Origin of the sequence: Butyrivibrio sp. YAB3001 (genome assembly GCF_900112195.1) — a bacterium.
Lineage (GTDB): Bacteria > Bacillota > Clostridia > Lachnospirales > Lachnospiraceae > Butyrivibrio.
In genome coordinates, this window is sequence record NZ_FOKR01000017.1 from 41334 (window position 1) to 53821 (window position 12488).

Sequence of the window (12488 nt, forward strand, 5' to 3'; positions counted from 1 at the left end):
TTATTCTAACACATTTCACGGATAAATAACATGATGAAAAAAGGAGACTGCATCATGCAGTCTCCAATGGAAGGTCTGAAAGCACTCCTATTACTCTTCTCTTGATAACATCCTTTTCCGTCTCAAGAGAAAACGCAAGTTCAGTGTAAAGTATTTTCTCAGCCATATTCAAGTATTTTTCATTAAGAGTTGCAAACTTCTTGCCTTCGGCCTCTCTATGCGATTTGATCTTATGCAAGGACTTCACAAGACCCATCATCTCATACGCTGTGTTCCTCTTAATGATCGCCATTATCGCGGGCTCAGCCTTTTTACCCTCCGGAAGCTCAGTCTCCGGTGCTTCCTCAATGTCGTCTATCAATCCTTCAGCATAGTCAGCGCTAATAACTTCTCTTATCTTATCCTCGGCACCCTCTACCGGAACGTAGAGGACACTTCCGACATCGACAGCGGAAATCATCATGTAATATAGTTTCTCTTTTCCCCTCTCAAGAAACGACGGTACGAGAATATCCCGAACCTTACATAAACCATGACTACCGTAAATTACGCACTCTCCGATATTTAACATTTTGTTCCTCCTTTGCGAAACAATAACAACTGCTACCTGAAAGCGCTTTCATGCCTGAAGGAAAAGAAAAACATGGCAAGAGGATGTCCTTGGTCCCCACTTACCATGTCCTTGCTCGCATGGGAATATTATACCATACTATTACAAAATTTGTAACACTTTTACATGTTTTTTTGATACTTTTTTATAAAAATATGTTACCTAAGGCTTACTCTTGCACTGATGATACAAAGAAAAAAATGATTTAGGATTGTTCCGCAAAATGCACGCTCACACCCCTAAATCATTTATAGTAAAAAAAGAACTCCTCTCTAGTAAGAACATTTATATGCTCCACTTTTGTCTCGCCAAGCATGATAACCTTAGTATCATTATTAGTGCGAAGATACTTAAAGCAACATTTTTCCTGGACTCTTTTTGACCTCTCATTTCCCTGAAAGTATCCGCAGAGAACTCTTTTTAGGCCAAGATCCATAAAGCCATGCTTCAGAATTTCAATCGCCGCCTCGGGAACAAGCCCCCGCCCCCAAAAAGGATATCCAATCCAATATCCAAGCTCTGCTTCACCCTCCGAAAGAGGCCTTTCCTTGCTGCCTTCAAGAGTAAGTCCAATGCTGCCAACCGGCTCTTTTTCCATGCCTTTAAGGCAGATGGCATAGACCTCATCCCTGGCAAAAACAGTCCGTATCACAGCCCTGCTGTAACTTACATCTTTATGGGGCGGCCATCCGGCAGCCGGTCCTATCCTTTCATCGCTTGCATACTTAAAGAGACTGGGGGCATCTTCATCTCTCCAGCCTCTTAACAACAGCCTCTCTGTTTCCAATATCATCCTCATCTGCTATGGCTCATGTACTGAAATCCGGTTCTGGCGGTAATTCCTTCAATGTATTTTTTGAACATGGTAAAATAAGCTTCTTCCTTATGAACAGCGTCATGAGACATGAAGAAGATTACCTTTCCACTCTTAATATCAAACTCTATATCATGCTGAGGATCAAGCGCATCGATATCTTTAAAGGACAAACCAAACTTTTGTCTGCAATAGTCATCCTTATTATCCATATCCATTGTTGCCTCAATGATCTTACTCTTTGCTTTTATGAGAGTATCAATTTCCTCAAGCATTATCTGCTGAACGATATTAAGAGACGTTATTTCATAACCTACAAGTCTCATATCCGATATGATTCGGTCAAAATCTACTGCAGTAAGTTCAAATGGATCAATCTTATTTTCTCCATAACCAAAAACCGCATTATAAAGACCTTCGTTCATTGCCTTCTCCTTTCGTCAAAACGATCACACTTTTTGACTATACGTTTGTACTTTCAAACATTCCCTTTTGTGCTTTAAGAAAATCTATATATTCATTCTCAGGAATTGCCTTTGAGTAATAAAAGCCCTGAAGATACTCAACTCCTTTATCCACAAGGATTTTGGCCTGATCAAGATTCTCAACGCCTTCCGCAAGAATATGAAGCCCAAAATCTTTGAGGAAGTTTATTGTATACTCCAGCATTTTCATATTTTCAGGTCTGGTTATATCAAGACAATTCCAGACAAATTCTTTATCAAGTTTGACAAGGGCGTAATCCATTTTCAGTATTTCCAGCAGATTCGAGTAGCCCGATCCGAAATCATCCATGGAAAAAGAACTTCCTACTGCCTTAAGTCTTTTTACATTCTCAAGAAATACCTCGTCGTTACTAATATACGAGGTTTCAGTTATCTCAAAATTGATAAACTGAGGCGGTATATGATATTTTTCCATCTTGTTAAGAAGTCTTACATGCGTCTGTTCATCAACAACCTCATTTCCCGACAGATTGACTTCTATGATCTTTATTCCCAATCGTGGCAGATTTTCTCTTGCGATAAAAGAACATACTTTTTCAAAAACAAGATCATCGATCTCAAGGATAAGTCCGCACTTCTCAGCTATAGGTATAAAGTCTTCCGGTGAAACAAACTTCCCCGTGTCCGGGTGCTTAAGTCTTACAAGCGCCTCCGCGGATGAAAACTTTCCTGTCTCCACGCAAAGGATTGGCTGATAATAAACCTCAAACGCTTTTTCTTTTACCGCCTGCCTTACCACATCTTCGATGGTATTTCTAAAGATCATCTTATCAACAACGTTCTGATCTATGACAAGGTTTGGCGATGACTGGGTGTAAACATATTCCCCGGAAACGTAATTTAATATCTGAATGACCTGTTCTGCCCCATTCGCATATCTTTGCACATCCAGGACACTAAAGGTAAGCCGGTAGTTTTTGCCCTCACTGTCTTTAATGTTATTGATGCTGGTCATGAAGCTTTCCACCTTTTCAGGCGAATAAATGATCGAACAGAGTGTATTCCAATTGAACAGATATGCCGGAACTCCGATCTTATTCTCAGAAATCTTTCCTACATTCTTCATAAGCTCTGCCAGTTCAATTCTGTCAGAATTGCTCATTATTGCTGTTTTTCCGGTAAAAATAACAGAGATCACAAAAAATGATTTGTGCCCCGGTCCAAATCGCTCCGGCAGGACCATATTGAAAGCGTCCCGGTTTCTTATCCCATCTATCGACCGTTCATAAAACTCTTTCGGGTTTTCCATCGACAGGAAAAGAATAAGCTCCATCAGCATAGTAGCAACAGATGATACCTGCATATCTCTTTTAATAAACTGAAAAGCCGCTAAAACCGCCCAAACGCCCAGGCCTACAATAATAGCGGTAAAGTTTTCGACAGATAGCCTGTCTCTTAAGAATACCACCCTTATTATCGCGACAATTATGTACATAAAGCCGATAATATAGCATACTCCGATGACCGGTCCATAATTGTAATATATGCCTTTATCATTAACTCCAAATTCAATCTGTCTAAAGAAAATAGCTGTAAAAGCAAGCATTGCAGGCGCAAACGAAATAAGTATCGCCATGTTCTGTACGCCTATTCTCTTGGTAGTCTTGGAATAAACGTAGACGCACATCACCGCGGCTGTCAGTATAATGGACATAACGTACATTCCCTGCGAGACATGCCTTAGCGCCACAAAAGAATCATCCAGGTAGTAAAATACGGCACATTCAATTATTTCGCACAGGTTATTAAAAAAGACCGCAATCAAGAAAACGAAAAATATCCTTGCAGAGATAAGCTGCGGAAGATTTTTCCTGAGGTAAATGACAATCAATATAATAGATACTAAAATTGCAATAATTGGTGTACGTATTTCCATATATCGATTATATTATAGTTTCCTCGCACTCACAATAGTTACGCCTTATTCAGTTACTCTTTTCCTTTAAAAATCTGTCAAAGCAGATAGGATAAACACCTACAACAATAAATGTTGAAATCCCATAGCGAAGTGTCCGTACAAGATGCGCAAGAAGCGTCCCAGATGCAAGAAAATCCTTGCTAAAAGGCATCTTCAAAACTGTATTGAAGGCTAAAAATATCGCGCCGCCACAGACTACTCTCAATATGCACTTTAAAATATTCTTTGTATTCTTAAAGCGAATATTTTTTTCGTCGAACTCTATTCCCACGAAAAATCCTGCCATAATCCCCAGGCTTGCAAAATAATCATCTGTCTTGCAATAGAAATACCCAAGGCAGGATACTAAAAAAATGATCAGATTAAGGAGCCATCTCTTTTCCCCATAAAATTTCCCCATAAGGAAAGACAGAAGGAAAACTATTACTAATCCGGACAGCCATCCCACAAGTACATCCGTAGGATAATGAACGCCCACAGACACTCTTGAAAAGCCAACTAAAAGCGGCATCACAACTGCCAGTATCGTAAGCGCCTTTTTCTTTCCGTATTTGGCGATCGCGCTATACACCGTTACCGAATTTGTTGAATGACCACTGGGAAAAGAAAAGCCCTGCGCTGAAATGTCATATATATCAGTTCCCTTTTCCACCGGCCTGAAGCACTTTATCCCCGGATTATCAAAATACGGTCTTCTTCTCAAAAAGACATTTTTAATCATGGGATTTGCAATTATTCCTACAACAAGATTCGTTCCCACAAATATCCCGAATTTCTTGTCATAGCACCAATAAAGAAACCCCATAATGATTATCAAAAGAAATTCTTCCCCAAATGCTGAAAAATTTGATACAAATAACGCCCCTGTTTCCCCTAATAACTGCTGAAGTGCTTCCATAAGCCTGACTTCAAAATCAAAATAAAAAGTATTACCTACAATTGCCTCCATATTCTCTCTTAAGCTCCATTCCCGTTATTCACTACTCTTAATCCCATTTTACCACATTATGCCCATGCGTATTTCTGATAATTCTATAACGGTAAAAAAATTTTTAAAAAAATTTTATTTTATGTGTTGACATTAGTCTCTAAACGAGGTATATTATACGAGTCGGCTGCGGAACACAGCGACAGAGAAACAGACATGGCGAGATAGCTCAGCTGGCTAGAGCACGCGGTTCATACCCGCGGTGTCGAGGGTTCGAACCCCCCTCTCGCTACTAAATTTAAAGCTCATCAGGAATTCCTGATGAGCTTTTTTGTTGTCTAATGAACCTTGACCATCGTTCCAATATCCACCATATCATAGAGCGTCTTTGCCACATCCGACGGAAGATTTACGCATCCATGCGAACCATTTCTCTTATATATATCACCGCCAAATTCACTTCTCCAGCTGGCATCGTGAAGTCCCACGTTTCCGGTAAATTTCATCCATCTGTCTACCCACACATTCCAGGTTGGCCCCACAAGGTATTTCCCTGGAATCTTGGTATTTATATAAAATGTTCCGGTGGGAGTATCATTCCCATTACTTGCATTGCCCGTAACAATTGCAGATGATAAAACAGGCTCACCAAGCACATAATAGGTCATCTGCTGATTTGCTATATCCACATCCACATAGGTCTCAAATGACTGTAAAGCACCGGGAGTAGCAGGAGTATCAGAAGCAGCAGGCGTCTCATCATATCCGATACCATAAGCCATTTCTTCAGCGTTTTTATATCTATTCTCATGAACTCCAAATGTAACATAGTGATTATAAAGTGCCTCCGGATCTGTACCACACACAGCCACAACATCAGGATACATCTTTGCATAGAACTCAGCATCAAAATCAGAAGCTTTTGCACTGGTACTTAAAAATATCATTCCCCCAAGAAACAGAGAAACCGTAATAATCATAGTAACAACAGACTTTTTCATAAAAATACCCCCTTATCCACCTCAAAATCAATCGCAGCATCAGGCTCAAGCGGCTTGCTAAAGAAAAATCCCTGCACAGCATCCGCCTCAAATTCACGCAGTTTGGTAAACTGCCATTCTTCTTCGACACCCTCGATGATAATGTCTTTCTTTATATCATGGACAAGCTTAATCACATCGCCGATAAACTCATCTTTTCCCGGAACCAGATACGCATCAACCAGTGATTTATCAAGCTTAATTTCATCTATTGGCACATAAATAAGATATCCAAGAGACGAATAACCTGTTCCAAAATCATCCATCAAAAGCCTTATTCCAAGATGTTTGAACTCATCGAACAGCTTTTTTGTCTGAAGGCTCTGTTCTATCAAAAGCCCTTCAGTAATCTCAATTTCCAGATATCTTGCAGGAATATCGTATTTAAAAAGAAGTTCCTTCAAAAAATCTATATATCCGATATCATTGACCTGTTTAGATGAAAAGTTAATGGAAACCGGCAACAGTTCTTTTCCCGCCTTCTGCCACTCTGAAAGCTGTTTTAGCACCATCTCTGTAATAAGTCTTCCAAGCCTTATTACCCATCCGTTTTTTTCAATTAAAGGCACAAAAACATCCGGCCCCTGCTCAAAATCTCTGATTCTTACAAGCGCTTCAAATCCTATGATCTTGCCGGTCTTGGTATGCACCTTAGGCTGGTACAGCATATAAAAATCATCATCTTCGAAAGCTTCTATTATCCTGGCCTTTAGCTTATTTTCCTCACGCACCTTTATCTGCATCTCATCAGCGTAGACAAATGCATTATTTTTGCCATGCTCTTTAGCCTCATACATGGCTATTTCAGCATTAATGATGTGCTGCTCCGGATAGCCGGTACCCTCAGAATTAGCAATACCCATGCTGGCAGAAAGAATTATCGTATCTTCTCCTGCAGTTATCGGCCTTCTGAAAACATCCAGCACCAGCTTAGTCTGTCTTGAATCCACATCAAGGCTTTCATCAGGCACCATGATGATAAACTCATCACCGCCATATCTGCCGAGGAGCCACCTGTTAGCATCAGATGCTTCTTTTAGCTTATCCGACAGGTATTTCAGGATATAATCAGACATACTGTGCCCATAGTTCTCATTGATTTCCTTAAATGCATCAATATCAACCATCATTACGGAATATTCCTGATCACTCCGCACAGCTTTATTCATAGCATCAACTATAGCCCGCCTGTTTAAGATACCTGTCAGATCATCATGTTCAGCCTGATATCTTAATTTTTTCTGGGATGCTCTTATCTCATCCCTGGACCTTCGCAGCTGCTCATAGTCTTTTCTTTGCTGCACAAGCGTAAGTCTGTCGCTAATTATAAGAAGTATCAATGCCCCAACTATCATCAGCATCGTTGGGATGATATCTTTATAATACTCAAAGAAATTAAACGGCCTGTTAATTATTTCTGCGTTCGCAGGAAGCAGCTTTTCATTGATGTTATATTTTTGCATCAGGCGATAGTTATACACTGTTTTGCTGGGAGTATCGGTATCCAGAGGATATTCCGAAATATCAGTCTTTTTTTCCAGAACATTATAAACAATAATCGCTGCATCCCTGCACTGCACAGTAAAATCCATATATGTGCCGCCAAGAACGCCCTCATTTCTACCACCTGAATAATTTCTTATAATAGGCACATCAGCGTATCTTACAATAGTTGCGGTCCTGTCCTGCATGGATTTGGTTGTTCCATTGATCCCGCTATAGCAGGTCATGTAAAAGAGAACAGAATCTTCAGGAAGGCTTTTTAGTTTCTCAATAAGTTCCTCTTCAGTAAGCTGCTCAGTATTAATATCCGTAAAAGAATAATCCGGATATTTCTGATCATAGGAATAAAAAATCTCCGCATCAGCCTTTCCGGCTGCAGAATCATCATGAAGCGCCACAAATTTCTTTCTATCCGGCATTGTGGCCACAGCCTGTTCAATACAATCCCTCAGATAATCTTTTTCATAAAAGCCGGTAATCATAGGATTTTTAGCAGCTTCTATTGCAGCACTTGCATCATTTATACCAAAAAACACCATGGGATATCCCGAAAACAGTTCATCCTGATATTCAAGGGCAAAAGAAAGAGCATCATCATCGCCAAGGATAATTGCCTCATATCCTCTGTCTTTTTTTAATCTCTCCTTCAGATAATCATGAAAGACTTTCTTATCAGATTCCGTGTCATAGTTCTTGGAATCCATGTAGACAACATCAAAATCAATTCCATTAGGATAAAGGCCTTCCTTGAGGCCTTCAATCTGATCATCATATGTAAAATAAAGTGAATTATACGCGCATAAGAACAATACGCGGTGGCTTACCATAGAAGGCTCCTGCAATTCGTACTCATCAGTATCTGAACGTGTTATACTGACGAGCACAAAAACAGAAGCAACCAGAATCAACATTCCAATTACAGTTAAGGCGTAGCGTATGTAAAAAATATTGTTTCTATTATTTTTATCCATACGATTTTTCAAACCAAAACAAACTGTTAATAGCTACACCATAATTATATTTAAGTTCACAATATAATTTAATTAAAAAAACATTAAAATACTAAGAAGTACTACGAAACAACTTTGTGTATCCATTTTCCCCTGTAAAATCTGATTGTAAAAATTATTCCGCGGATTCCCCAGTCGCAGAACATTCCAATCCAGACACCCATAGCTCCGATCCCGGCAACGCGGATGAGGTATGTAGCAAGAGTAACTCTGCAAAGCCACATGGTAAGCGTAGCCACGATCATTGAAAATCTCACATCTCCTGCAGCCCTCATTGCATACGGTGTAACAAAAGAAACAGGCCACAAAACAGGCTTTATTATGGTTATCCATCCAAGCATGTATACGCAAAGTCTTGCGCTCTCTTCTTCCATACCGGCAAGATATGTTACAGGCCTTGAAATAGCGTATGTCAAAAGACAACTACTAAGTATCGCAATATATCCCCATCCGATCATCTTTTTGGTGTAATATACTGCTTCATCCTTTCGACCGGCGCCAAGACACTGGCCCGTAATTGTCATAAGCCCTATTCCAACGCCTATTCCGGCGACACCATTTACATTTTCAAATATATTGGTCATTGACTGGGCAGCAATAGCCGCAGTCCCTAAGATAGAAACAGATGACTGGATAGCAAGTTTTCCAAACTGGAACATGGAGTTCTCTATTCCATTTGGTATTCCCATTGCAAGTATGGTTCTTATCTTTTCAAAATCAGGACGAATCTTGTGATAATCTCTTACAAAAACAGCATTCTTATCTTTCCTTAGCATATAAAGAAGGACGACCGCCGAAAAGATTCTTGAAGATAGCGTCGCTATTGCTGCGCCATAAACTCCAAGATTAAAACCCCATATAAGGATGGCATTTCCTGCCACATTTAAAATATTGGAAACAATCGCAACGTTCATGGGAAGTCTTGTATTGGACTGAGCTCTGAAGATTGCGCTTCCCGCAGCAGCAAGGGATACTCCCGGATATGAAAGAATGGTCAAAAGGAAATATATGCTTGCAGCCTGCATGACATCCTTATCAATCTGCCCAAATATCATACTTAGAAGCTGATTTCTGAAAAGAAGGCATATAACCATCAGCAAAAATGAAATAAAAGCAGATACAAGCATCACCTGTCTGGCTGCGTCGTTAGCTCTTTTCATATCCTTTTGTCCCACATAGGTAGAACATATGATAACGCCGCCGGTAGCCATAGCATTAAAAGCCTGAACCACCAGATTGTTGATGGAATCCACAAGTGATACTCCAGAAAGCGCCGCAGCGCCCACATTGCTGACCATCATTGAATCAGCCATACCCATAAGGGAGTTTAAGAATTGTTCCGCTATAATAGGAATCAGCAACAGGAGAAGTTTCCTGTTGCTGAACATATGATTTGTATTTTTTACTTTGTTTTCTTTAATATTCATAATATGTAATAAATCAAATTTTCCCGCATCTTACATGCGACACTCTGTTTTACATTCTCTCAGGCGCATCAAATCCAAGAAGATCTATTCCTGTTTCCAATACCTTAAGAGTTATAGCAAGAAGAGCTATATAGCTGCTCTTTTTATCAGCATCACTCTCTGTAAGGATCTTTGTTCCATGATAGAAACTGTTAAATGCGTTACTAAGGTCATAAATATATGCACAGATTCTGTTAGGTGAAAGGTCTCTCGCAGCACTTTCAACTGAATCAGCAAATCTTGTAAGCAGAAGCATAAGATCCTTCATTGCTGCACTGTCTGGCTGATCAAGCTTTGCATCCTTGACATTTCCACCTTCAGCCTCATATTTCTTGAGAATAGACTTGATTCTTACCATTGTGTAAAGAATGTATGGGCCTGTATCTCCTTCAAATGAAGTGAATTTATCAATATCAAAGATATAATCCTTAGAAGGCTGATTTGAAAGATCGCCATATTTAAGAGCTGAAACAGCAACCTTATGAGCTGTATCCTTAGCTTCCTCATCGCTTACATCAGGATTTCCTTCTTTAATCCTGTTATACATCTTTTCATCAATCTCTGCGATAAGATTCTCAAGACGCATAACTCCGCCTTCTCTTGTCTTGAAAGGCTTACCATCGCTTCCGTTCATAGTTCCAAAGCCTACGAAATGAAGTTCAGTCTCAGGTAAAACAAGTTTGGTCTTGCGCGCACATCTGAATACCTGAGTGAAATAAAGCTCCTGTCTCTTATCTACCACATAAATGATTCCCTGTGGATGCTCTCCGTCCATACGCTGCTTGATAGTAGCAAGGTCAGTTGTGTTATAAAGTGAAGCTCCGTCTGACTTCAAGATCATGCATGGAGGAATTTCCTTTGTATCTGTCTCTTTTGCCACATCAACAACAAGAGCTCCCTGGCTTTCATGTGCATAGCCATGGGATTTCATGTATTCAACCATTCCCGGGATTGTCTCATGAGCATCTGACTCACCCTTCCAGAGGTCGAAATTAACATTTAATTTATTGTAATTCTTCTTAAGGTCTGTAACAGATACATTAAGAATATGATGCCATAAAGCTCTGTAAGGCTTATAGCCATCCTGTAAAAGCTTGGTAGCCTCCATAGCCTCAGCCTTAAATGCCTCATCTTCCTTGGACTTCTTGCTGGCTGCAGGATAAATCTCCTCAAGCTCAGTAACAGTAAATGGAGCTTCCTTAGGATAAGCGCCTGTATAATCAGGATCAAAGTAGCAAAGATCAGGCTTTCTCTCCTTAAGACCTGTGATTACAAGTCCCATCTGAAGTCCCCAGTCGCCAAGATGAACATCACCGATTACTTTATTACCTGTATATTTAAGGATTCTCTTAATACTCTCTCCGATTACTGCAGAACGAAGATGGCCTACATGAAGTGGCTTTGCAACGTTAGGTCCGCCGTAGTCAATGATATATGTAGGCTCATGTCCCGGCATTGTAACTCCCATGTGCTTTTCATGGAGCATTCTGACAATGTAGCCTCTTACAAATTCACCACTTACAGTGATGTTTAAGAATCCGGGCTTTACAGACTCAACCTTATCAAATATATCATTTCCCTGAAGATTTGCTGCAACTTCATCAGCAATGATAAAAGGAGCTTTTCCATACTTTTTGGCTCCTGCCATAGCGCCATTGCACTGATATTCGCAAAGGTCAGGTCTGTTTGACAAAGTTACCTTGCCAAGCTCACGCTCATATCCTGCCTTTTCAAATGCATCTCCTACCTCTTTAGAAATAAGTTCAAGTATTTTTTCCAAAATCCAACCTTCTTTCTTTATATATAAAAAACACCATTTTCACAACAAACATACAAGATTTTAACAAAATATCCCCCATCAATCAACACACAATTATCATTATATTATGAATTATATTTTTCCTTGTATTTCTGAATCATGTTCATAAGAATTTCGCAGCACAGTGCGTATTTTCTTCTAATCTTTTTTGTTCTTTTTCCCTCTCCCTCTGTGCCTTTGAAAAACCACAGCCGCAAAAATCCTGCCTGTAGAGACCAAACTTCTCAGATAGTTCCACTGACCGCTTATATCCGTTCTTTTTCTTAAAATCAGATGGTAAGAAAAAGACTCTGTCTATTGTTCTTAAATCTTTATCGCCGGATAAAGTGCCCGAAGCATTGACCATTTCAGCCGCCTGCTCTCCCACCTCATTAAGTACATCTGCATTTTTGAGAGGGCTTATGGTTAAAGTGGTCGTAAAAAATTCAAATCCATTTTCAAGCGCTGCCCTTGCCGTTTCATTAAGTCGCAGTTCAAAGCACTTCCTGCATCTTTCGCCGCCTTCAGGGCAATTCTCCAACCCTTTTACTGCCTCAAAGTACTCTGACGGGAAATACTTTCCTTCCAAAATATTTATTTTTCTCGCCTTTGCATCGGAATTCATTCCTTCAAAATCACTATCATCTATCTGCCTGTTATATTCTTCAATCAGCCTCTTTTCCTCTTCAACACGCTTTCTGTACTCTGTCTCTTCTGTAATATTGGGGTTATAGAAAAAAACTGTAACATCAAAGTATTCTCTTAAATATTCCAGACAATATGATGAGCATGGTGCGCAGCAGGCATGAAGCAGCAATTTGGGATATATCCCCTTTTGCTGAAACTCTGCTATTTTCTTTTCAAGTTCTTTTGCATAATTTCGTTTATTCATAAG

Annotated in this window: 10 protein-coding genes and 1 tRNA gene; 1 reads left to right on the plus strand and 10 read right to left on the minus strand. The window is 39.8% G+C overall.

Annotated elements, in window-relative coordinates; genetic code table 11:
* Window positions 1–52 precede the first annotated feature (52 nt).
* The 5 genes from BM086_RS15720 to BM086_RS15745 all read right to left on the minus strand — a co-directional run bounded on the left by BM086_RS15720 (window position 53) and on the right by BM086_RS15745 (window position 4797).
* Window positions 53–571, minus strand: a complete 519-nt coding sequence (locus BM086_RS15720; RefSeq protein WP_092328985.1) for a CarD family transcriptional regulator — start codon at window positions 569–571, stop codon at window positions 53–55.
* 283 nt (window positions 572–854) lie between these two features.
* Complete coding sequence (locus tag BM086_RS15730) at window positions 855–1409, minus strand: GNAT family N-acetyltransferase (protein WP_175560319.1); 555 nt, start codon at window positions 1407–1409, stop codon at window positions 855–857.
* A complete protein-coding gene (locus BM086_RS15735) occupies window positions 1406–1849 on the minus strand; it encodes a hypothetical protein (protein ID WP_092328995.1) in 444 nt (147 codons plus the stop codon). The genes BM086_RS15730 and BM086_RS15735 overlap by 4 nt, the downstream gene beginning before the upstream one ends.
* A 37-nt stretch (window positions 1850–1886) precedes the next feature.
* Window positions 1887–3584 (minus strand): EAL domain-containing protein, encoded by a 1698-nt coding sequence (locus BM086_RS15740; RefSeq protein WP_175560320.1) that lies wholly within the window; start codon window positions 3582–3584, stop codon window positions 1887–1889.
* 271 nt (window positions 3585–3855) lie between these two features.
* Window positions 3856–4797, minus strand: coding sequence for a phosphatase PAP2 family protein (locus BM086_RS15745; RefSeq protein WP_092329102.1), 942 nt, complete (start codon window positions 4795–4797; stop codon window positions 3856–3858).
* Window positions 4798–4994: 197 nt separating this feature from the next.
* Here BM086_RS15745 and BM086_RS15750 point away from each other — a divergent pair.
* Window positions 4995–5068: transfer RNA gene (locus BM086_RS15750), tRNA-Met, on the plus strand.
* A gap of 46 nt (window positions 5069–5114) precedes the next feature.
* Here BM086_RS15750 and BM086_RS15755 read toward each other — a convergent pair.
* From BM086_RS15755 to BM086_RS15775, 5 genes are all read right to left on the minus strand, one after another.
* Window positions 5115–5777 carry a L,D-transpeptidase gene (locus tag BM086_RS15755; protein WP_092329106.1) on the minus strand — a complete coding sequence of 221 codons (663 nt, stop codon included), beginning with the start codon at window positions 5775–5777 and terminating at the stop codon, window positions 5115–5117.
* Entirely contained in the window at window positions 5774–8290 is a 2517-nt protein-coding gene (locus BM086_RS15760) for a bifunctional diguanylate cyclase/phosphodiesterase (RefSeq protein WP_092329111.1), read from the minus strand. The genes BM086_RS15755 and BM086_RS15760 overlap by 4 nt, the downstream gene beginning before the upstream one ends.
* A 101-nt stretch (window positions 8291–8391) precedes the next feature.
* Complete coding sequence (locus BM086_RS15765) at window positions 8392–9756, minus strand: MATE family efflux transporter (protein ID WP_092329115.1); 1365 nt, start codon at window positions 9754–9756, stop codon at window positions 8392–8394.
* Between the two features lie 49 nt (window positions 9757–9805).
* Window positions 9806–11575 carry an arginine--tRNA ligase gene (gene argS / locus BM086_RS15770; RefSeq protein WP_092329119.1) on the minus strand — a complete coding sequence of 590 codons (1770 nt, stop codon included), beginning with the start codon at window positions 11573–11575 and terminating at the stop codon, window positions 9806–9808.
* A 142-nt stretch (window positions 11576–11717) separates the two neighbouring features.
* Complete coding sequence (locus BM086_RS15775; protein ID WP_092329123.1) at window positions 11718–12485, minus strand: epoxyqueuosine reductase QueH; 768 nt, start codon at window positions 12483–12485, stop codon at window positions 11718–11720.
* Between the last annotated feature and the right edge of the window lie 3 nt (window positions 12486–12488).

Bases quoted from the DNA above. Each gene is read 5' to 3' on its own strand.
- BM086_RS15765 (WP_092329115.1), bottom strand. From the start codon at position 9,756: ATGAATATTAAAGAAAACAAAGTAAAAAATACAAATCATATGTTCAGC.
- BM086_RS15760 (WP_092329111.1), bottom strand. From the start codon at position 8,290: ATGGATAAAAATAATAGAAACAATATTTTTTACATACGCTACGCCTTA.
- BM086_RS15775 (WP_092329123.1), bottom strand. From the start codon at position 12,485: ATGAATAAACGAAATTATGCAAAAGAACTTGAAAAGAAAATAGCAGAG.
- BM086_RS15735 (WP_092328995.1), bottom strand. From the start codon at position 1,849: ATGAACGAAGGTCTTTATAATGCGGTTTTTGGTTATGGAGAAAATAAG.
- BM086_RS15755 (WP_092329106.1), bottom strand. From the start codon at position 5,777: ATGAAAAAGTCTGTTGTTACTATGATTATTACGGTTTCTCTGTTTCTT.
- BM086_RS15720 (WP_092328985.1), bottom strand. From the start codon at position 571: ATGTTAAATATCGGAGAGTGCGTAATTTACGGTAGTCATGGTTTATGT.
- BM086_RS15740 (WP_175560320.1), bottom strand. From the start codon at position 3,584: ATGTCCATTATACTGACAGCCGCGGTGATGTGCGTCTACGTTTATTCC.
- BM086_RS15745 (WP_092329102.1), bottom strand. From the start codon at position 4,797: ATGGAGGCAATTGTAGGTAATACTTTTTATTTTGATTTTGAAGTCAGG.
- BM086_RS15730 (WP_175560319.1), bottom strand. From the start codon at position 1,409: ATGAGGATGATATTGGAAACAGAGAGGCTGTTGTTAAGAGGCTGGAGA.